At 54.1% G+C, this 20830-nt stretch carries 20 protein-coding genes; 15 read left to right on the top strand and 5 right to left on the bottom strand.

Translation table 11 applies throughout. The annotated features are described in order from the left end of the window. The first annotated feature begins 187 nt into the window (after window positions 1-187). Together acs and ABA45_RS12425 are read left to right on the top strand one after the other, a co-directional pair. Window positions 188-2134: an acetate--CoA ligase gene (gene acs / locus ABA45_RS12430; RefSeq protein ID WP_048386564.1), complete on the top strand. Its 1947-nt coding sequence runs from the start codon at window positions 188-190 to the stop codon at window positions 2132-2134. 55 nt (window positions 2135-2189) lie between these two features. Beyond that, window positions 2190-2855 carry a LuxR C-terminal-related transcriptional regulator gene (locus ABA45_RS12425; protein WP_048386562.1) on the top strand — a complete coding sequence of 222 codons (666 nt, stop codon included), beginning with the start codon at window positions 2190-2192 and terminating at the stop codon, window positions 2853-2855. An 82-nt stretch (window positions 2856-2937) separates the two neighbouring features. On the opposite strand, the gene ABA45_RS12420 is transcribed toward ABA45_RS12425, so the two are convergent. Continuing rightward, window positions 2938-3954, bottom strand: a complete 1017-nt coding sequence (locus ABA45_RS12420; protein WP_048386560.1) for a D-2-hydroxyacid dehydrogenase — start codon at window positions 3952-3954, stop codon at window positions 2938-2940. Between the two features lie 149 nt (window positions 3955-4103). Here ABA45_RS12420 and ABA45_RS12415 point away from each other — a divergent pair, with 149 nt between their 5' ends. Both ABA45_RS12415 and ABA45_RS12410 read left to right on the top strand, forming a co-directional pair. Continuing rightward, window positions 4104-5330 carry a pyridoxal phosphate-dependent aminotransferase gene (locus tag ABA45_RS12415; protein ID WP_048386559.1) on the top strand — a complete coding sequence of 409 codons (1227 nt, stop codon included), beginning with the start codon at window positions 4104-4106 and terminating at the stop codon, window positions 5328-5330. Between the two features lie 107 nt (window positions 5331-5437). Beyond that, complete coding sequence (locus ABA45_RS12410) at window positions 5438-5995, top strand: DUF1439 domain-containing protein (protein ID WP_227506026.1); 558 nt, start codon at window positions 5438-5440, stop codon at window positions 5993-5995. 23 nt (window positions 5996-6018) lie between these two features. Here the strand turns inward: ABA45_RS12410 and ABA45_RS12405 are convergent, their stop codons facing one another. Then, on the bottom strand, window positions 6019-7173 hold the full coding sequence (locus tag ABA45_RS12405) for an isocitrate/isopropylmalate dehydrogenase family protein (RefSeq protein WP_048386557.1): 1155 nt from the start codon (window positions 7171-7173) through the stop codon (window positions 6019-6021). A 323-nt stretch (window positions 7174-7496) separates the two neighbouring features. Between ABA45_RS12405 and ABA45_RS19425 the strand changes: the two genes are divergently transcribed. Together ABA45_RS19425 and ABA45_RS12395 are read left to right on the top strand one after the other, a co-directional pair. Next, a complete protein-coding gene (locus ABA45_RS19425; RefSeq protein WP_053076184.1) occupies window positions 7497-7760 on the top strand; it encodes an EAL domain-containing protein in 264 nt (87 codons plus the stop codon). Window positions 7761-7771: 11 nt separating this feature from the next. Continuing rightward, window positions 7772-8128 carry a hypothetical protein gene (locus ABA45_RS12395; protein WP_014871913.1) on the top strand — a complete coding sequence of 119 codons (357 nt, stop codon included), beginning with the start codon at window positions 7772-7774 and terminating at the stop codon, window positions 8126-8128. Here the strand turns inward: ABA45_RS12395 and ABA45_RS12390 are convergent. Next, on the bottom strand, window positions 8122-9054 hold the full coding sequence (locus tag ABA45_RS12390) for a LysR family transcriptional regulator (RefSeq protein ID WP_048389041.1): 933 nt from the start codon (window positions 9052-9054) through the stop codon (window positions 8122-8124). The two genes, ABA45_RS12395 and ABA45_RS12390, sit on opposite strands and share 7 nt — an antisense overlap. A 153-nt stretch (window positions 9055-9207) precedes the next feature. On the opposite strand from ABA45_RS12390, the gene ABA45_RS12385 reads away from it, so the two are divergent. From ABA45_RS12385 to ABA45_RS12365, 5 genes are all read left to right on the top strand, one after another. Further along, on the top strand, window positions 9208-10416 hold the full coding sequence (locus ABA45_RS12385; protein ID WP_048386554.1) for an acyl-CoA dehydrogenase family protein: 1209 nt from the start codon (window positions 9208-9210) through the stop codon (window positions 10414-10416). Between the two features lie 182 nt (window positions 10417-10598). Then, window positions 10599-11420 (top strand): SDR family oxidoreductase, encoded by an 822-nt coding sequence (locus ABA45_RS12380; protein ID WP_048386552.1) that lies wholly within the window; start codon window positions 10599-10601, stop codon window positions 11418-11420. A 42-nt stretch (window positions 11421-11462) separates the two neighbouring features. Next, window positions 11463-12527 carry a phosphotransferase family protein gene (locus tag ABA45_RS12375; RefSeq protein ID WP_048386547.1) on the top strand — a complete coding sequence of 355 codons (1065 nt, stop codon included), beginning with the start codon at window positions 11463-11465 and terminating at the stop codon, window positions 12525-12527. Beyond that, complete coding sequence (locus ABA45_RS12370; RefSeq protein WP_048386545.1) at window positions 12527-13246, top strand: histidine phosphatase family protein; 720 nt, start codon at window positions 12527-12529, stop codon at window positions 13244-13246. Before ABA45_RS12375 ends, ABA45_RS12370 begins: the two co-directional genes overlap by 1 nt. A gap of 50 nt (window positions 13247-13296) precedes the next feature. Continuing rightward, window positions 13297-14064, top strand: a complete 768-nt coding sequence (locus ABA45_RS12365; RefSeq protein WP_048386543.1) for an SDR family oxidoreductase — start codon at window positions 13297-13299, stop codon at window positions 14062-14064. 21 nt (window positions 14065-14085) lie between these two features. Here ABA45_RS12365 and ABA45_RS12360 read toward each other — a convergent pair whose 3' ends face one another. Continuing rightward, a complete protein-coding gene (locus ABA45_RS12360) occupies window positions 14086-14982 on the bottom strand; it encodes a DUF6279 family lipoprotein (protein ID WP_048386541.1) in 897 nt (298 codons plus the stop codon). Between the two features lie 114 nt (window positions 14983-15096). Here ABA45_RS12360 and ABA45_RS12355 point away from each other — a divergent pair, with 114 nt between their 5' ends. Further along, window positions 15097-15366 (top strand): DUF2798 domain-containing protein, encoded by a 270-nt coding sequence (locus ABA45_RS12355; protein ID WP_048386539.1) that lies wholly within the window; start codon window positions 15097-15099, stop codon window positions 15364-15366. Between the two features lie 55 nt (window positions 15367-15421). Here the strand turns inward: ABA45_RS12355 and dacB are convergent, their stop codons facing one another. Further along, window positions 15422-16993 (bottom strand): D-alanyl-D-alanine carboxypeptidase/D-alanyl-D-alanine endopeptidase, encoded by a 1572-nt coding sequence (gene dacB, locus ABA45_RS12350; RefSeq protein ID WP_084708340.1) that lies wholly within the window; start codon window positions 16991-16993, stop codon window positions 15422-15424. A gap of 232 nt (window positions 16994-17225) precedes the next feature. Here dacB and ABA45_RS12345 point away from each other — a divergent pair, with 232 nt between their 5' ends. From ABA45_RS12345 to ABA45_RS12335, 3 genes are all read left to right on the top strand, one after another. Continuing rightward, window positions 17226-17642 (top strand): GFA family protein, encoded by a 417-nt coding sequence (locus ABA45_RS12345; RefSeq protein WP_048386536.1) that lies wholly within the window; start codon window positions 17226-17228, stop codon window positions 17640-17642. Between the two features lie 403 nt (window positions 17643-18045). Beyond that, a complete protein-coding gene (locus tag ABA45_RS12340; protein WP_048386534.1) occupies window positions 18046-18384 on the top strand; it encodes a zinc ribbon domain-containing protein YjdM in 339 nt (112 codons plus the stop codon). A gap of 146 nt (window positions 18385-18530) precedes the next feature. Continuing rightward, window positions 18531-20783, top strand: coding sequence for a putative bifunctional diguanylate cyclase/phosphodiesterase (locus ABA45_RS12335; RefSeq protein ID WP_048386533.1), 2253 nt, complete (start codon window positions 18531-18533; stop codon window positions 20781-20783). Window positions 20784-20830: the final 47 nt, after the last annotated feature.

Genomic DNA, 20830 nt, shown 5'->3' with positions numbered 1-20830 from the left:
TGTTAGCGTCATTTTTCGCAACTTTGCCACACGTTCACGTTAATTAGTACGTTCGTCTAATTCAACAAAAGGTCATTGGCGTGGTGAACTGTAGCGAAATATAAGTATCCCGATAGCGGGCCGTCAGGTTCGTTCGCTCTGAATTTCGAATCCATAATGACAATAGACCAGGAAAAAGGGGAGCAACATGACTGACAAGCAGGTGTATCCGGTAACCCCGGAAGTGGCAAAACACGCGCTGATTAATAAAGACCAGTACCAGGCGATGTACAAGCAATCCATCGAAAATCCGGATCAGTTCTGGGCCGAACATGGCAAGCGTGTAGACTGGATAAAGCCGTTTACCAAGGTCAAAAACACCACTTACGATTACAATGCGTTGTCCATCAAATGGTTTGAAGATGGCGAACTGAACGCTTCTGTCAACTGCCTGGACCGCCATCTGGAAAGCCGTGGCGACCAAACCGCCATCATTTTTGAAGGCGATGACCCGTCAGACTCCCGCAATGTCAGCTACCGCGAACTGCACGATCAAGTGTGTAAATTTGCCAACGTGTTGAAAAGCCAAGGGGTTAAAAAAGGCGATGTTGTCACCATTTATATGCCGATGATCGTCGAAACCGCGGTGGTTATGTTGGCGTGTACCCGTGTTGGCGCTATCCATTCGGTGGTCTTTGGCGGTTTTTCACCAGAAGCACTTGGCTCCCGGGTGGTTAACGGCAAATCCAATATCGTGATTACCGCCGATGAAGGCCTTCGCGCCGGTCGCAAAATCCCGCTTAAGAAGAACGTTGACGCGGCGCTTAAAAACGACGACCGCCACACGGTAAAAACCGTCATTGTGGTTACTCGTACCGGCGGCGATGTTGCTTGGACAGAAGGCCGCGACCAGCGCTACGAAGACCTGATGACCAATGCATCGGCAGACTGCAAGCCCGAGCCCATGAACGCCGAAGATCCGCTGTTCATGCTTTACACCTCCGGTTCTACCGGCGAGCCCAAGGGTGTGTTACACACCACCGGCGGCTACTTGGTGTACGCCTCCATGACCCACCAATACATTTTTGATTATCACGATGGTGATGTGTACTGGTGCACCGCCGACTTCGGTTGGGTTACTGGACACAGTTATATTCTGTATGGCCCCTTGGTTAACGGCGCCACTACGCTACTGTTTGAAGGGGTGCCCAATTACCCAGATAGCTCGCGCATGGGCCAGGTGGTCGACAAGCACCAGGTGAACATCCTGTACACCGCGCCCACAGCGATTCGAGCACTGATGGCTCAAGGCGAAAGTTGCATGGACGGCACCAATCGCAGCAGCCTGAGAATTTTGGGTTCGGTCGGTGAGCCCATCAACCCTGAAGCCTGGAAGTGGTACCACCGGGTCATTGGCAATGGCGAATGCCCGATTGTCGATACCTGGTGGCAGACCGAAACCGGCGGTATCCTGATCTCCCCTCTGCCGGGCGCTACCGATTTGAAACCGGGCTCTGCGACTGTGCCATTCTTCGGTGTTCAGCCGGCCCTGGTAGACGCAGAAGGCACGTTGCTGGAAGGCGAAGCCGAAGGCAATCTGGTGATTATGGACAGCTGGCCCGGGCAGATGCGCACCATTTATGGCGACCATGAACGTTTCATTCAGACCTACTTCAGCGCTTACAAAGGCATGTACTTTACCGGTGACGGCGCCCGCCGTGACGCCGATGGTGACTACTGGATTACCGGCAGGGTTGACGACGTGCTGAACGTATCTGGCCACCGCCTCGGGACCGCTGAGGTAGAAAGTGCCATGGTGTCCCATCCGAAAGTAGCGGAAGCCGCAGTGGTAGGTTACCCCCACGACATCAAAGGGCAAGGCATTTACGTGTATGTTACGTTGATGCAGGGCGAAGAGCCGACTGACGAGTTGAAAAAAGAGCTGGTACAATGGGTGCGCAAAGAAATCGGCCCTATCGCCTCTCCGGACGTTATTCAGTGGGCAACGGGCTTGCCAAAAACCCGATCAGGCAAGATTATGCGCCGCATTTTGCGTAAAATTGCGGCCAACGAGTACGATCAGTTGGGAGACACGTCTACACTGGCCGACCCAAGCGTCGTCGATGATCTGATCAACAGCCGTCAGTCAAAGTAGCCGTCAGTTAACGTAATCGTTCGGCAAGCGCCGGCACCGTCAAGGATACCGTGGAATGGCACAAACAATTATTGTCGCGGACGATCACCCGCTGTTTCGGGCAGCATTGAAGCAAGCGGTGAACCAGGCAGTACCCGATGCTTTTACCATAGAGGTTGACAGCATCAAGGCGCTGCAAGCGGCAATAGAGGCTCACCCGGATTCCGATCTAGTGCTACTGGATCTGAACATGCCGGGTGCTCACGGCTTCTCTGGGCTGGTGTTCATGCGCGGGCAGTATCCTGGCTTGCCGGTGGTGGTGGTGTCGGGTTCGGAGCAGTTGCAGGTAGTACGCCGTTCAATCGACTATGGAGCGTCTGGATTTATTCCGAAATCGGCGCCGCTGCCCACCATCACCAAGGCCATTCAGGACGTTCTGCAGGGTGATGTATGGTTGCCCGAGGGCGCCGCGGACAAAATCGAACGTATGCATTCAGATGCCACCGATTTTTCCGAGAAACTGGCGTCACTCACACCTCAGCAGTTTCGTGTGTTGGGTATGTTGGCCGAAGGCCTGTTGAATAAGCAGATCGCTTACGATCTAGAGGTGTCTGAAGCCACGATCAAAGCCCACATTACGGCGGTTTTCCGCAAACTGGGTGTGCGTAATCGCACCCAGGCTGTGATTGCCATTCAGCAGATGGAGATTGACCCGTCGGAACAGTCGCTCTCGGGCAGCTAATCCAAAACGGGTAACAAAAAGCCAACGAGCTGTCACAGCCGTCGGCTTTTTTGTTTTTTTGTTTTTGTTCGGCGCCGTATTTTTAGCCTTTGGCGGCGTAGCCCAATCCTTTGTCAACGCGATTGAACACCTCTTTATTCTGGTGCCAGCGATCGAAGTTCTGCAGGAACTGATCCACCAGAGCCCGCCGCCAGCCAATAAAATCGCCGGCCATATGGGCCGTCATGATCACGTTTTCTCGATCCCATAGCGGATGGTCGGCCGGCAGCGGTTCTTCCTCAAACACGTCCAACGCGGCACCGGCAATCTGGCCCTGTTCCAGAGCGGCGACCAGGTCATCGGTCTTAACAATCGGGCCACGACCAATGTTAATCAGGCGTGCTTCCTTGCGCATCGCGGCAAAGGCGACGCTGTCAAAAAGGCCCTCGGTTTGTGGTGTCAGCGGTGCCGCAATGACCACGTAGTCAGCCTTGCCAAGTTGCTCATGGAGCTGGTCGTTGGAGTGTACCGCAATGAAGTCTGCATCTTGCGAGCGGGCGCTGCGGGCGATGCCATGGGGGTTCATGCCAATGGCCTTCGTTAGGCGGGCAATTTGTCGACCGATGGAGCCGGCACCCACCACCAGCACGTGTTTGCCCTCCGCTCTTTCGGTGTCGCGGTGCTGCCAGCGATGCGCTGACTGAAGTCGCAATGACGCCGGGAAATCCTTGGCAAACATGAGAATGGTGCACAACACATACTCGGCAATCGTGCGGTCGAAAATACCGCGGGCGTTGGTGACCATCACCTTGCTGCTCACCAGCGCCGGGAACATCAGCGCATCCACGCCTGCGCTGGTGGCGTGAATCCAACGCAGCTCATCGGCGCAGTGCCAGGCGGCTTCCAGTGCTTCGGTACGAAAATCAGTGACCAACATTACCGAGGTACCGGGCAAGGTATTTTTTAGGGTTCTCTCGTCCCAGGCGTGACGTATTTCTACTCGTGACCGCAAGGCATGTAAGCCCTCGGGTTGTGGATCACCGGGCGCAGTCAGAATGGTAATCACCGGTTTTTTTGTGTGGCCATGAGTGTTTTTTCCCTTGAGCCCTGGGGCTTGAATGGATTAGCGAGCGTGCTTACAGTCTGGACAGCACATGGGCTGGGGTCAACCTGCAGATGCGTGCTTGTAGAGCCTGCGTAACGAGGCTAACCTGCAATTTCAGCGGAACTTTTCCGTCTCACCTCGTCGCAGCTTGTAGGAGTTAATTTATGGTGGCGTCCGCCAACCACGAAAGCAGCCAAGCCAAAAGCAGGACCGTCAAATACCGCAAAACCAAAGCCAGCTGGAACCCTGCTATGCAGGCTGTTCCCATACCCGGCATTCGTCGTATGGTGAATCTGGCGGCCACGATGAAAGACGTGATTCATCTGTCTATTGGGCAGCCTGATTTGCCCACGCCCAAACATATTATTGACGCTTACGTGGATGCTCTTCACGCTGGCCAAACCGGCTATACAATGGATGCGGGCCTGCCGGAACTGGTGACAGCACTGCGCGACTATTATGGCAAACGCTACAACCGCAAGCTTACTCGCGACAACATCCTGGTGACCAATGGCGCCACCGAGGCTATGTACCTGGCCATAGCGGCAACTGCCGCACCGGGGCGTCAGTTCCTAGTGACAGATCCGTCTTTCCTGCTGTACGCGCCGCTGATCCGGATGAACGGTGGCGAGGTAAAATATGTGCCGACCCACGTGGAAAACAACCATCAGTTGGATCCAAACGACGTTATCCGAGCGATTGGGCCGCGCACCTTCGCGCTGATTCTGAACAATCCGAATAACCCCACCGGAGCGGTGTATCCGCGTTCAACGGTAGAAGCTATTCTGGAGGAGTGTGCTTATCGTGGAATTCAGGTGTACGCGGATGAGGTGTATGACCACTTTATTTTTGATGACGACGAATTCGCCAGCGTGCTCAATTGTGCGGTGGATCTAGATAACATCATGTGCATCAGTAGTTTTTCCAAGACGTACAGTATGGCGGGGTTGAGGGTAGGCTGGGTGATTTCCAGTCAGGCGGCCATCAAGTCGCTGCGGCGCTACCACATGTTTACCACGTCAGTGGCGAACACGCCGGCGCAGTTCGCCGGTGTTGCGGCACTGAATGGCGATCAGCAATGTGTGACCGACATGTTGAATATTTATCGCGAGCGCCGCGACAAAATTGTGGACCTGATTGCGCAAACCCCACATCTGAACGGCTATAAACCGGGCGGTGCGTTTTTTGCGTTTCCAGACTTGCCCCCCCATGTGGATGGAACGGATCTGGCGTTGCGGATGCTGAAAGAAACGGGCGTGTGCGTGGTGCCGGGAGACTCCTTTGGTGAGGGTTGCACCAATGCCCTGCGTTTCAGTTTTTCCACCACCTGCGAGAAACTGGATGCGGCGTTTGATCGGATCATTCCGTGGATGGCCAAGCAGAACTTATGATCAACCTGATAATAGCCAGCCAATAAGGCCAAGCGGGCCTTGCCCGCTTGGCAGCCGTGGGTCAGGATAGTGTCCGATCCCACGGAGGCAACACTGATGATCGGATTTTGAATACCCTACGCTGTTTGAGCATTGTCTTGCTGGCCGTTCTGGCCAGTGGTTGCGCCAGCCTTTCTCCTTATGCAGTTTCCGAAGGTGAGATTGAACGGCACCTGCAAGATGCTGTGCGCGACTACGATCGCAAGCAGTTGCAAAGCGGCTCGCCATTAAGCCTAAGTTTGAATGACGCCGACATTACCCTTGGCCCGGATGGTCGTGATGTGGCCGTAATAGGGTTGAAAGGGCAAGTAGCCCTGACCGTTTTAATGGCAAAACTGCCATTGGATATCTCGTTGAAGCTGGAGGGCGCTCCGGTTTATGACAGCGCTGAAAAGGCGGTGTATCTTCGTCGTTTACAACTATTGGAAAGCAGCGTTGAATCACCATTTTTCCGTGGTGATCTTAAGCCCGTTACCGACACGGTTATGCGGGTAGTGGCGCAAATGCTGGAAACTATGCCGATATATCGCTTAGACGATAGCAGCATGGCTCAGCGTATGCTTGGCATGGTGCCCATGGATATCCGCGTAGCACCAGGCCGGCTTGAATTTGTTATGGCCGACTAGGCGCAGCGGTGTTTACGTTGATGTCAGGCCTTTAACCGTGCACAAACGGCTGCGCCGATTTCAGCGGTTGATCGTCGTTTGCCGCCATGCTGTGCCAAGTCTGCGGCGGTAGCCTCAAACAGAGCAAGGCCTGCCGCGGCCATGATGGGATCTTTATGGGCTAACCAGTCCAGCATGCGCGCAGTGGTAAATAACATCGCTGTGGGGTCCGCAAGGCCCTGGCCGGCAATATCCGGCGCGCTGCCGTGAGTCGGCTCGAACATTGACGGCATGGTCGGGTCCGTGGGATTCAGGTTGCAGGATGGTGCTACCCCCATGCCGCCGGACAGCACCGCGGCCAGATCGGTTAAAATGTCGCCTTGCAGATTACTGGCTACCACGACATCGAACGCCCACGGGCTTTGTACGAACTTCATGCAGGCGGCATCCACCAACTCATGGTGGGTTGCTACATCTGGGTATTCCAGGCTCATGCGTTCAAACACTTCGGTATAAAGGTCACCCCAGTAACGCAAGGCGTTGCGTTTGGTCACCAGGCAAACCTGGCTGTCGCAGACGCGACCATCCAATGTCTGAAATTGGCGTGTCTGATGGTGTTGCTGGCGCCGAATGGCTCGCGCACGGGCTTGTTCGAAGCCGTAACGAATGATGCGCTCGCTGGCAAAATGGGTAAATACTTCAATCTGGGTAGCCACTTCATGGGGCGTACCCTGGCGCAGGCGTCCGCCCTGACTGACGTATTCTCCCTCTGAGTTTTCCCGAATGACCAGCATGTCGATGTCGCGGGCGCGATCGTCCGCCAGATACTGGCGAGCACCGGGCAGCAAGCGCGCGGGGCGCTCGCAAACCCACTGGTCAAAGCCTTTACGGATCTGCAGTAACGGCGCCAGCGACACGCTATCAGACAACAGATAACGATTGTGATCGGTCACCGGGCCAGGGTCGCCCAGAGCGCCCAGCAAAATGGCATCAAAGGCGCCTAGTTGTTCTAGAGCGTCAGCAGGCATGGATTCGCCGTGTTGCTGGTGCCAACGGTGTGAGGGCCAGGGGAATGGGTGCCAGTCCAGATCCAGTTTGAAGCGCTGACGCAATAATGCGAGGCAATTAACAGCTTGATTGACCACTTCCGGGCCAATACCGTCGCCGGGTGTGATAGCGATGTTGGTTGTAGCAGACATTCAAACTCCTTGGCCGGTAAACAAAAAATGCACTACGGTAGCGCAGTTGTGATGAGTGTAGCTGTGATGGCAGCCAATGCCACCGGCTAATTCGATGAGTTATTTACGGTTCAGCAGGTGACGACTATAGTGAGTGTAGGTGCGTGGCACCCAAGGCGAGGGCGCTCGTACTATTTTGAACCGCGTAAACTAACGCAACAGATACTCGTTTGACCAGAGGTGCAAGGTCAAAGCAGTAAAGTTGGCGGCACGCCTGAAGCTGCAAGCGCTGTTAAGCATCAATTTCATGCCCAACGCAGTTTGCCAGCCTGATTAAGCTGGATATGACTCTGTTGCGTGGTATTGAGCGTAATAATAACCAACAAGCAGTAGTTAACGGTACTCTGGTCATGTCGGATCGACCCGGTTGCCGGGTGATAGCCGAAGGTGTGAAAACCATGGAAGAATATCGCTGGCTTCGGCAAAGGGGCATCAGCCTGTTTCAGGGTTACCTGTTCGCCAGACCAGGCTTTGAAGAATTGCCGGAATCTTTTTTTTCCAGAAGATTAATTTGGTCGAACCCGTATTTTTTTATTTCTCCCTTATAAGGCAGGTGCTTGTGTTTTATCGAATTTTGACCGCTATAGGTGGCGCGGTTTTTGTCGCCATTTTGTTCGCTCTGGTTTGGCTATTTTGCCGAATTTTTTTGCAGCGTCAGGGTGTTACCGAACAGTTGCAGGAACGCGCCACTAACCTGGCCACCTGGACATTTTTGGGTATCAGTGTGGGCCTGGTGTTTGCCATTGCGGGCGCTTTTGTATTGGGACCCTGGGCATTTTACCGGGCCCTGCGCGGGTATAATCTGAACGTTGACCCAGGTAAGGCAATTTGGTGGGGATTCGCGATTGTGGTTGCCTCATTGGGCATTACCGCAGCCGGCTTCTTCGGATTTCTGGGACTGGTGGGCGCCTATTGAAGCGGGTCACGTATCAGTTTTTGGCGGAACCACACCAGTGCGGGTTCTTGCTCATAGGCTTTGTGCCAGTATAAATGAACATTCACCGGCGGAAACGGAGCCGGCGTTGGCATAACGGCAAGGTCATGATGGCTGGCCAGTAGCCGCGCGTAAGAAGCCGGCATGGTCAGCAACAGCTCGGTGCTGGCGACCACTCGGCAGGCTGCAAAATAGTGCTGACAGCGCAAACGTATATCCCGCTGCAGTCCCAATCTTGATAACTCGAAATCCTCTACTCCCGAACCTGTGGCCCGTGACGACACCAGTACGTGCTGTGCTTGCAGGTACGCTTCCAAATAGCGCTCAGCCAATAACTCGCCACTGGCTTCGTTCGGCACCATAGTCACCCATGGATGGTCTTTGCGCGCCAGAACCACAAGTGGGTCTTGGTGCAACCATTGGTGGCCGGTGTGTTCGCTCACCGGCAGCAGCACGTCAATCGCAAAATCCAGTTTTCCCGCCGCCAGTTGGCTTTCCATGTCCCGGCGCGCCACTCTTTGGCTAACAATGTCCAGATCTGGATAGGGCGCCAGCTGCGTCATCAGGTGGGGCAAAAATGTCGATTCCAAAATGTCGCGCAGAGCCAGCGAAAACGTCTTACGCTGATGTGTCGGGTCAAAGCTATGGAACTGAGCGACGGCGCTGTGTATTTGGTTCAGCCCTGGCCGCATGGAGTCTATAAATCGGGTGGCCAGCGGCGTAGGTACCATGCGATTGCCCTGGCGGCTGAACAGTGGGTCATTAAACCAAGTCCGCAACCGCGCCAGCGAGTGGCTGAGCGCAGGCTGGGTCAAGTGCAGGGTCTTGGCGGCGCGAGTCAGGCTGCCTTCGCGATAAATAGTGTCAAAAACCTGAAGCAGATTTAGGTCTGGCCGGTTTGCCGCCATGTTTTTCATCCCCGAGATGCGCAGTGATATCAATTTTACTAATGGTAAAGGATAAGAATAATTCAGTCGCGTAATACTTTGCCTGTGCCTACACTGAAACCAGTCGCAAACCGCGAGTGTCAGTAGCGCTCAGTCAGCGTAGGAGGTAAAGCAATGGATTTTTCAATTTCAGCCAAGGGACAGGATTACCTGGAGCGGGTAAAACGCTTCATGGCCGACGAGATTTATCCGGTAGAGGCACAGTACCACCGGGAATTGGCGGCACTGGATAACCGTTGGGTGGTGCTGCCCGTTATTCGCGAACTGAAGGCCAAAGCTCAGGAGCAGGGCCTGTGGAATCTGTTTTTTCCCGATGACACCTACGGTTGTGGCCTGCTGAATTCCGACTACGCGCTGATTGCCGAGGAGACCGGTCGCAGCTTTATTGCGCCGGAAATCTTCAACTGCAACGCGCCAGACACCGGCAACATGGAGGTGCTGATCCATTACGGTTCAGATCAGCAGAAAGCAGAATGGCTGCCGCGTTTGCTTAGTGGTGAAGTTCGTTCGGCCTTTTGTATGACCGAACCCGACGTGGCCTCGTCAGACGCGACGACTATGGCGGCTACCGCCACGGTGGACGGCGATGAGGTGGTTCTGAACGGGCGCAAGTGGTGGAGCACAGGTGTGGGCCATCCGGACTGCAAGGTCGCCATTTTTATGGGTGTAACCGATACCGATGCGGCCAAGCACCGTCGCCATTCGATGGTGTTGGTACCGATGAACGCGCCGGGTGTTAGCATTGAGCGCATGTTGCCGGTATTTGGTGCCTACGATGAGCCTTACGGCCATGGCGTGGTGGCGTTTGATAACGTGCGGCTGCCGGTTTCGGCGTTTATTGCCGGGCCTGGTCGCGGCTTTGAGGTTGCCCAGGGCCGTTTGGGGCCGGGGCGGGTGCACCACTGCATGCGCGCCATTGGCGCGGCTGAGCGGGCGCTTGAGCTGTTGGTCAAGCGTGCGTTATCGCGTGAGGCGTTCGGTCGCCCTTTGGCTAAATTGGGGGGCAATGTGGACAAGATTGCCAACGCGCGTATGGCTATCGAGCAAGCGCGTTTGTTGACGTTGAAGTGCGCCTGGGCCTTGGATACCAAGGGCATTGCTGGAGCATTGCAGGAGGTGTCGATGATCAAGGCGGTGGTGCCGCAGATGCTGCAGACAATTGTGGATGACGCTATTCAGATTCACGGTGGGGCTGGTGTGAGTGATGATGACTTTCCGCTGACGGCATTGTTTGCCTATGCGCGGGTGTTGCGTTTGGCGGATGGGCCAGATGAGGTGCACAGAGCTACGGTGGCTCGGCTTGAATTGCGTAAGTACAAATAGGTTTTTATTTGGCATAGGCGTTTTGCGCCCAAAGCACTAAAAACGGAGGTTGGCGACTGGCCGTAGGTGCGGATGAAACACGCCTCAAGGCTTCCAGCGCGGTTTGGGCTCCGCCACTTATGGCTCCGCAGAGTTTTAGCCGGTTTTAGTATCAACTGTTTTTCAAACATCAGGACATAACTATGACAACAAGAGTATTTATTACCGGCGGAGCCAGTGGTTTGGGGCGGGCGATTGCGCTGCGCTATGCCCGTGAGGGCGCGAAGGTTTGCATTGGCGATGTGAATCCGCAGCAGGGCGCTTTGGTAGAGCAGGAAATCAGCAAGGCGGGTGGTGAGAGCTATTATGTGGATTGTGATGTTCGCCGGCTGAAGGATCTGGAGCGGGTTCGGGATGATCTGGTCGCGCGTTGGGGCGGGGTGGATATTGTGGTGAATAACGCCGGTGTGGCGTCGGCCGGGTCTATTGAAGACACGCCGATGGCGGATTGGGAGTGGATTCTGGATATCAACGTGTTGGGCGTGGTGCGCGGTTGTAAGGCGTTTACACCGATGTTCAAACAGCAGGGCGCGGGTACATTTGTGAATATTGCGTCTATGGCAGGCCTGATGCTGGCGCCGATGATGAACAGTTACAATGTGTCCAAGGCCGGTGTCATTGCTCTGTCGGAAACTATGAGCCAAGAGCTGCGCGAGAGCGGTATTCAGGTCAGTTGCGTATGCCCGGCGTTTTTCCAGACCAATCTGACCGAAGGTATGCGTTCGGTGATTCCAGGTGTTCAGGGTAATGTCGCCAAGTTGATGAAACGCTCTACGATTTCGGCGGAAGATGTGGCCGATGACATTTTTCGGGCGGTTCAGAGCAACACTTTCTGGGTTCTGCCCCATACCAAGGAGCGTCGTATGTGGGTGCTCAAACGCCACGCCCCCTGGGCTTTTGACTGGCTGATGCATCAGGGCAGTAAGAGCTGGATTAAAAAGGTGGGCGCGAAGCCCAAATCCTGAAGGTATGGCACGGTCGAATTTTGTAAAACGGGAGTGGATGTAATGAGTCAGATTGATCAGGCGGTAGCGGTGCGCGATGGCGAGGAGCTGGACGCCTCAACGGTCGATCGCTTTATGAAGCAGGCGGTGGCTGATCTGCAGGGCAAGCCGGTGATTCGCCAGTATCCCGGTGGCGCTTCAAATCTGACCTATCAGGTGGATTATGGCTCGCATTCGTTTGTCCTCCGCCGGCCGCCGTTTGGCAAAATTGCCCGTTCAGCCCACGACATGCTGCGCGAAGCCCGCGTGATGGCGACGCTCAAGCCAGTTTACGGTTATGTGCCAGAGATTGTTGCCACCTGCGATGATCACAGCGTTCTGGGCTGCGATTTTTACGTGATGCAGCGCCTTGAAGGCGTCATTCTGCGCCAGGATTTCCCGGCGGATCTGGCCATGCCAGCAGAAGACGTTCGCACACTCTGCACCAACGTGATCGATAAGCTGGTTGAGCTGCACAAGGTCGATGCCGAAGCTGCGGGCCTGAATCATTTGGGCAAAGGTGATGGCTATGTGCAGCGTCAGATTCGCGGTTGGAGCGACCGCTTTGTAAAAGCCCGAACCGACGACGTAGGCGATTTTGCCACGGTAATGCAATGGCTGAATGATAAGATGCCAGACGATGTCGCCCAAGTGGTTATTCACAACGATTACCGTTTTGACAACGTGGTGCTGAATCCAGATAACCCGCTTGAGGTGATTGGGGTGCTGGATTGGGAAATGGCGACCATTGGCGATCCGTTGATGGATTTGGGCAACAGTCTGGCTTATTGGGTACAGGCGGACGACGAGGCACCCTTCAAGATGTTGCGGCGTCAGCCAACTCATCAGCCGGGCATGCTGACTCGCGACGAGGTCGTCACTTACTACGCTCAACAATCAGGGCGACAGATCGATAACTTTGATTTTTACGAGGTTTACGGTCTGTTTCGTCTGGCGGTGATTGTTCAGCAGATTTACACCCGCTATTACCATGGCCAGACTGCAGACAAACGCTTTGCGATGTTTGGTCAGGCCGCCAATTATTTACAAATGCGCTGTGAAAAGCTGATTTCAAAGAGCGGCCTATAATGGCAACGATCTATCTGGTGCGCCACGGCCAGGCCAGCTTTGGCGCTGAGGATTACGATCGCCTTTCGCAAATCGGCTGGCAGCAGGGGCGGGTGCTGGGACGTGCGCTGAAGTTTTCGCAAGCGACAGCCGCAAAGCCGCTTGCGGTTTTTGGCGGTACGCTGCGGCGTCATCGAGAAACCGTGGAGGCTATGGCTCGCGGTTTTGGTGACGGCTTGCCAGCTATGCAGGTAGCGTCCGGTTTTGATGAGTTTGACCATGTGGCGCTGATTCACCGCCATCGGCCCCAGTGGCAGGACCACAGCGTAATGGCGCGGGATCTGGCTGCGTCCATCGCGCCAGCCAAAACGTTTCAAATGGAATTTTTCGCGGCGGTGCAGCGCTGGGCCAGTGGCGGCTTTGATCACGAATACGCGGAGAGCTGGCCTGGGTTCAAGACACGGGTTTTGGCGGCGTTAGACGAAGCAGTCAGCCGCGCTGCCGGTAAAGATCTGTTGGTTGTGACCTCAGGTGGCCCCATCGCAGTGAACGTCCAAGCGCTGCTTGATCTGAGCGATGAGCGCACTCTGGACCTGAACAGCATGATCGCCAACACCAGCGTTACTCGAGTGCTTTATAGCAGCCGCGAGCGCCATGGCGACAGTCGGCGCAGTTTGGCGGTTTTCAACAACTACAGCCACCTAGAGGCGGAAGACCCCGCTCTGGTAACTTTTCGCTAACAATTTCGCCAAAAACTTCGCTAAAAACTTCGCTAAAAACAGGGGAATCCATGAGCACAAATCTGTTTGATTTGAATGGGAAAATCGCGTTAATCACCGGTGCCAGCCGCGGTATTGGCGAGAGTATTGCTCGCACATTAGCCGCCCAAGGCGCCCACGTGATTGTCAGCAGTCGCAAACTGGACGGCTGCGAGGCGGTGGCCAGCAGTATTCGCAGCGCTGGTGGCAGCGCTGAGGCCTTTGCCTGCCATATTGGCGAGATGGGCCAGATTGACGCGGTTTGGGAACACATCGCACAAAAGCACGGCAAGCTGGACATTCTGGTGAACAACGCTGCTACCAACCCCTATTTTGGGCCGGTAGAAGATACCGATATGGCCGCCTTCAATAAAACCGTGGATGTGAATATTCGCGGTTACTTTTTTATGTGCGCCAAGGGTGCACAGCTAATGAAAAAACACGGTGGCGGAGCCATTGTGAATGTGGCGTCGGTAAATGGCGTTAACCCCGGGCACTTTCAGGGTATTTATTCCATTACCAAGGCCGCAGTTATTTCCATGACCAAATCTTTCGCCATGGAATTGGGGCCCATGAACATTCGGGTGAACGCACTTTTACCGGGGCTGACGGATACAAAATTTGCCAGCGCGCTGACCAGCAACGAAGCGATCAAAAAACAGGCGATGGCGCACATACCTATGAAGCGGGTAGCCAGCCCGGACGAAATGGCGGGCACAGTGCTGTATTTGGTATCGGCCGCATCCAGTTACACCACCGGTGCTTGTGTGAACGCTGACGGTGGCTATTTGACCATTTGAAATGGCGCAAATGGCACTGCCTCAGACTGTAGACAGTGGGCAGGTAAGTACGTCAACGTCGCTTTTCAGTTCGGCGGCTTTGACTTTGACTTGTTCCAAGGCAGGTTCGCCACCCATTGCCAATAGGTCGCTTAACAGATTGGCCATAGCATTTTTGCTTTGTGCCATGGTCTGTTGGTAAGCCAGTCCACGGGCTTGTTCGGGGTTTTGCAATAAATCGGAGATAACGCTGGCGAATTCTGCTTGCTGTCGCTGTTGCAGGGCTTCCAGAAACACTTGCTGCCAGCGCTCTCGACCCTCTAGCCAGATATCGGTTTGGCCGGCCTGGGCCGCAGACCAGCGCTGAATGCGAAAATATTGGTCATCACTGAAGTCGCCTAGCCATGATTCAAGACGCTCCGCGGTACGCTCAGCACGAGCCGAGGCAGTGGCTTCCGGGGAGCGCTTCAGCAAGTCCTGCTCCAGCTCTTGCTGGCGGTCGGCCATATTGGCCGCTAATTCCTGAACCTGCTCGTCACTCAATGTTTTGAGGAAGGCCACTACCATGGGCGTAGCTCTCTCAGTGATTGCTGGCAGCAAGGCTAACAGTTGCTCCTGATGGAACTCCATACGCGCTGAATTCGTCAGTAGAGCTGAATTGGCATCGGCTATAATGGTGCTTAACCAGCGTTCGTAACGGGGCAGCTCCCGGCTGCAATGCCATTGGCGAAAATCGCGAACGCCCTGTTCAAGGGCCTGCTGTTGAGCGCCGGTGAGTGATACATAGTTTTCCATCCACCACACCGTGCCCCAGTCCGCGTAACGATAAGCCAGCTTGGCAGAGCTACAGCCGGCAATTGCCAGTACCAGCACTATTGTGATCGTCAAACGTAATAAAGTGGCGGGTGTCATGCGTTGTGGTCGGATGGGTGCAAACATTAAATGCTACCTAAAAGATTGCTTACTCATTACTATGCGTAGGGCATTGGAACACGCGATAGCGTTGAGCCAATTTACGACAGTTGCCTGCTTTTAGACGTTACAGGAATGTTCATGTTCTGCCTTAATTCTGCCCACGTGCGCCAGCTCATTTTTGGTTTTTATATGTCTTGCATGATGTCATTACTGATGTCCGGAGTAATTACCTTTATGAACACCGGGCTGGATGCGCAGTTCGTATTCCGCTGGTTGCGTGCGTTTCTTGTGGCTTGGGCTGTGGCTTTTCCGCTGGTAACGTTTATTGCTCCCATTGCGGGCAAGCTGACCGAGTTCACCCTGCGCCGGATTACCGGTCAAAAACCTGAAAAGCCGTTTGGCCGATAAGTGCGAGGTAGTAGGCTTGGGAATTAGTCAGACGGGACATCAAACCGGTTGCTCATTACTGCCGAATGCGGTTTTCGCTCTGGCCTGCAGATTGTGACAGGGTCGTCGGCACTGGCGGTTTGTAATGCAGTGAATACAAAATGCGGTCGAGCACCGCTTGGCCGTTCCAGGCAGGGTTGTGATTGACCATGCCTACCACGGCCCAGGTGGTGTTGTTCTGATCACGAGTAAACCCGGCAATGGAACGCACATTTTCCAGGTAACCGGTTTTGATCCTGCCTTCGCCCTTCATACCTGTGTCCCGCAGTCTGCGGGCCATGGTGCCATCCATTGCAATCAATGGCATTGAGGCCATCAAGTCCGCTGAATAGCGGCTATTCCAGGCATTTCTCAGAATATCCACGCCTTGGCGTGCGCTGATGCGGCCATGTCGGGTCAAACCGGCCCCGTTATCGATCACCATACCGGTGGTGTTAATACCTTTATCTTCCAGCCAGCTGTAAATGGCACGAATACCCGTTACCCGGTCATCGTTGTCTGCAGCTGTGCGTTTTTCTGCGCCAATACCGAGTAACAGCTGGCGCGCCATCACGTTACTGCTCCATTTATTGATGTCGCGCACCATGGTTACCAGGTCTGGCGATGTGGTGCGCATAACCAGTTTCGCGTTCTCTGGCGTACTGCCCAATCGGTTGACGCCGCTGATTTCTACACCCATTTCTGCCAGTAGCGAGCGGATCATTGATGCGCTGTAGCGCTCATGGGATTGCAGAGACAAGTAACGTGTGGTCCGACAGCCCATGGGTAATGTGCCTTTAACGGACACCGTCACGCTTTGGTCGCTGTGAAAAACCGGTGTCCAGATGAATGAACCGCGGCCCGGGCAAGGGCCTTTGGCTGAGGCAATGACCTGGTTGTCGATCACCACCTCAGCCAGGTTCGGTGTACTCCATGAGCGGGTGCCGCGTTCGTCTGAACGAACCTCCAGCTGGCTCAGGTTGAGGTTCGTCAGGTATGCAGAGGGTTCCACCAGAAACGGGGCGTGGGGGTTGCTGCCGTTATCGTGGAAAGGTGGAAAACCGCCGTCAATCTGGAAATAGCTGCCGTCTAGAATCAGGTCGCCATTGACTCTTGTTATGCCCATGTCCCGCAGTTCTCTGAGCGTTGACCATAAGCGTTCGAAGGTCAGTTTTGGATCACCGCCGAAGCGCACATAAAGATTGCCATTAAGCGTGCTATCGGACATGTCACCGTTGGTGAGAAAATCTGTGTCCCAAGTGTAGTTGGGCCCAAGTATCTCCAAGGCGGCATAAGTGGTCAGGACTTTCATGATGGAGCCCGGGCTCATCAGGGTGTCGGCATTAATAAACTGCTCTACGCCCGGCCCGTTCATAGGCAGCGCGGCCATGCTCAGGGCGCTGTCGCTATTCAGCGACTTGCTGGCATAGGCCCGCATGGTGCCGTTCCATGCGCCTGCCTGCGCCATTGCGCTTTGGCCATTCGTGTCTGTGGCCAGTGCCGGGGTCCCCGGCCATGCCAGCAGTGCAGCTAACGCCAACCCGCCTAGGCGGCGAGCCTTAGCCGGCAGGGTAGTAAACGCGTTCACAGTGGGAAACGAGCAGGGCATAATAGAATCCGAAGTGGCAGGGCGGTGTTGCGTGTTGATTAAACTTTCGACACATTAAACAGTAGCTTATTTTCTCTGCAGGTACCATTCACAAGGCTCGGCAAACTATTAAATATTCTTCCTAGCTTGTTATTTTTTCTATAAAAGGACATTGAATGAACAACTCTTTGACGCTCACATTCAGCGTTCTTGGTGCGGTTACGACCTATCTACTGTTGGGAGGAAATTAACGATGGCGTACAGCGGTCGGTGTCTCTGCGGTGACATCCAGTTTCAGTATGATGGCCCCTTGGGCCCGGTGGTCTTGTGCCACTGCAAACAGTGTCAGCGGGCGCATGGTAGTGCGTTTTCTGCCAGCGCGCCGGCACAGGCAATTCACATGCAGTGGTTAATCGGCGCAGACCAGCTAAAAGAATACGCTTCCAGCCCGGGCAAATACCGCGGCTTTTGTGGCCGTTGCGGCTCCCAGCTGTATAGCAGGGTAGACGCCATTCCCGCCATTTTGCGGCTGCGGGTAGGCGCGCTGGAAAAACCTTTGGGTAAAGTCGCGGCCCAACACGTATATGTGGCAGCGCAGGCAGACTGGTTTCAGATCACCGATTCGCTACCACAGTTCGATAAGACGGAGCGCACGAACGATCCCCACTGAGTTGTATAGGCAATCTGGCGAGCGGTTTAATAATAAATTGATTGCAAATAATAATGATTCGCATTAAATTGCTTGTGTTGCGTTTCACTTTTTTTTGTGAGTGCGCACGTACGGGGGAGCCACCATAAGGCAGTTTAATGTTGGCCAATGCTTAATTGGGATACATCTGGAATTAAGGAAGTGCTATGACACCGGAACAGGAATTGATGGGTGGGCTGAAAATTGCCGGAATTGCGAGTTTGTTTATCTGCCTTTTGCTGGCCACGCTGGCTCTGACCGGTCAAGTTCCTTTATAAAAGTGATCTATCACGTTAACACTCAGGACAAGTGCTGCTCGGTGTGACTGGGTCGGGGGTGATTCTGCTATAATGCGCACCCTATTTAATCACCGAGGAAACCTGCCATGTCACAGTTGCCGCCTTGCCCTCAATGCACCTCTGAATTTACCTACGAAGACGGCGCTCAGTTAGTGTGTCCGGAGTGCGGCCACGAGTGGAGCGAAACCGAGGCTGCCGCCGCAGAATCAGAGAAAATGATCCGTGATGCCAACGGCAATGAACTGCAAGACGGCGATAGCGTAACGGTCATTAAAGACCTTAAAGTGAAGGGTTCTTCGCTGGTGGTGAAAGTGGGCACAAAGGTTAAAAGTATAAGGTTAGTTGGTGGTGATCACGATATTGACTGCAAAATAGACGGTATTGGACCGATGAAACTGAAGTCGGAGTTCGTAAAAAAAGTCTGATGCTGAGTATGTGCTCCAGATTGTGAAAATTCGGGATTTAGCTGTTAAGATGCGGACAAAATTGAAGGAACGTTCGCAGATGGCTAACCCCAAATGATCATTGTGAAGAAACGGCAAAACCTGCAATCCCAGCGGAAACTTTTTCTTTGGCATTATTAAAACGCAATTTATGGACGCTCTTTCTGCTGACGCTGGCAGCGGGAAGTGTGATTCTTGTCCTGCTTTTGTTGTCGTTCTGGCAATCGATTGTTGCCGAGCGCAATTCAGTCCACAGCGCGCGGGTGGCACTGGTGGCGCAGTCTATGGACAGCGTTTTGCGTACTCAAGAGCTATTGCTGACGGTTGTTGGTCGCGAAATCCTGCGTTCTGGGGCTCTGCCACAGACGCCTCAACATTCAGCTGAACTAGACCGTATCCTGCAGGAAAACCCTGTGGCTATTGGTTTGGGGATGGCCCGTTCAGACGGGCAGCTGGTGCTGGTGAGTTCGAATCTGGACCTGGGTTTGTTGCCAAACCTGTTGCGAGCCAAAACTTCGCGAGACAGTTTTCAAGAAGCCTTGGTAACCGACACCATGGTTTTGGGGCGCACGTATTTTCTGGGCGCGATCAATAAGTGGACAATTCCGGTGCGCAAAGCGCTGCGCAATCCCGAGGGCGAGGTGGTTGCGGTAATGACGGCGGGTCTCCGTATTGACGGCAACGCCGGTGTCCTGAGCAATTCCTTACACAGCGGCGCTTACGATCGGGTTATGTTGGCGCGAGCGTCAGACGGCTATGTGCAGTTTATTTCAGAGCAGGGCATGGGGCCGGAGCAATATTCCAAGCTCCGTTACCAGGCCGAAACGCTTACAGACCAGAATCCGCATTGGAAGAATCTGCCCACGGCAGACATACAGCTATCAGACACACCTCATACCTATCGCATTCTTCGTGATCAGCAAAATTATCTGGGGGCTGTCCAATTCAACAATCGGTTCCAAATGTGGGTTATGTCTGAAACCCTGATGCGCCCGTTGTGGATAAGGTTTTTTAAAACCGCGTTGTTATACGTCAGCATTTTTCTAGGCGGTTTTCTGGCTTTGTTTATCATTTTTCGTATTATTGCGGTCGCCGAAGCCAAGCGCCTCAAAGAGCTGATGTACCTGTCGCGACACGACGAACTGACAGGCGTAGGCAATCGTTCAGGGCTAAGCGCTAGCATCAACAGCCTGCTGCGGCGTAAACAAAGCTTTATGGTGGCTGTCATCAATATCGACCATTTTCGCGGCGTTAATGACCGTTTTGGGCAAGAATACGGTGACCAGGTGCTCTGCGCATTTGCACGCAGGCTGCTCAGCGTAGTCGACGAAAAGGACGTAGTGGCTCGGTTGGGCGCCGATGAGTTTGTGTTACTGATTAAAGCTGTGAATTTTCAGGCGCTCGAGAGTCACGCGCGTCAGCTTAGCCACCAGTTGGACAAACCGCTGGAACTGGAGCAGTTTCCCTTGCAGCTGGGCGCCAGCATCGGTGTTGCGGTGTACCCCCGCGATGGTGATTCGGTGAACACACTTTTACGCAGCGCGCACTTGGCCTTGTATCAGGCCAAGAAGAGCCTCAATGACTGGTGTCTGTATCGGGAAGAACTCGAACAGGCCTACATCCGCCGAGTGCAGATTGAACAACGCTTGCGCCAAGCGTTGAGCCTCGGGCAGCTGACGATGGTGTTTCAGCCGCAGGTTGATGACGTCAAAGTTGTTTATGGATACGAAGCGCTGGTGCGCTGGTACGACGACGAACTCGGCCAGGTCGGCCCCGATGAATTTGTCGGAGTTGCTGAGTCCAGCGGCTTGATGCCAGCGTTGGGCAAGTTTGTGATGGAAACCAGCATTCGCGAGTTTTCCGAGTTTTTGGGTGCCCAAGGTAAAATGTGGCAACTGGCGGTGAACATATCGGTATTGCAATTTTTGCAGCCGGGTTTTGCCAATGATGTTTTGTCTTTGCTATCGCGATATGGGCTGTCGCCCAAGCAGTTGGTGTTGGAAATGACCGAGAGTCTGTTTATTTCCAATTTTGACGATGTACTGGCCGTGCTTAACGAATTGCGTAAACAGGGTGTGCGGGTATCGATGGACGATTTTGGTACCGGTTACTCGTCGTTAAGCTTGCTGAGAACTCTGCCGCTTGACGAGCTGAAAATTGACAAGAGCTTCATTGACGGCTTATTGGATGATCATAAAGTTCAAAACATGGTCGCCAGCATTATCAGCATTGCCCGCAGTCATCAGCTTGAGCTTGTTGCCGAAGGCGTAGAAACCGAAGGCCAATACCTGGCGTTAATGGCAATGGGTTGTAAATTGTTTCAGGGCTACTATTTTGGCCGTCCGGCCGCTCTTGCTGTTGGGCCGAAGTCCCCCCACTAATCGTGTTTTGTCTGCCTGATTTGGCCCAGCGACAATTGGTCGCAGCG

The organism is Marinobacter psychrophilus, assembly GCF_001043175.1.
GTDB classification, from domain to species: domain Bacteria; phylum Pseudomonadota; class Gammaproteobacteria; order Pseudomonadales; family Oleiphilaceae; genus Marinobacter; species Marinobacter psychrophilus.
The sequence above is the reverse complement of the archived record's forward strand: the minus strand, read 5'-3'. Positions and strand labels throughout refer to the sequence as shown.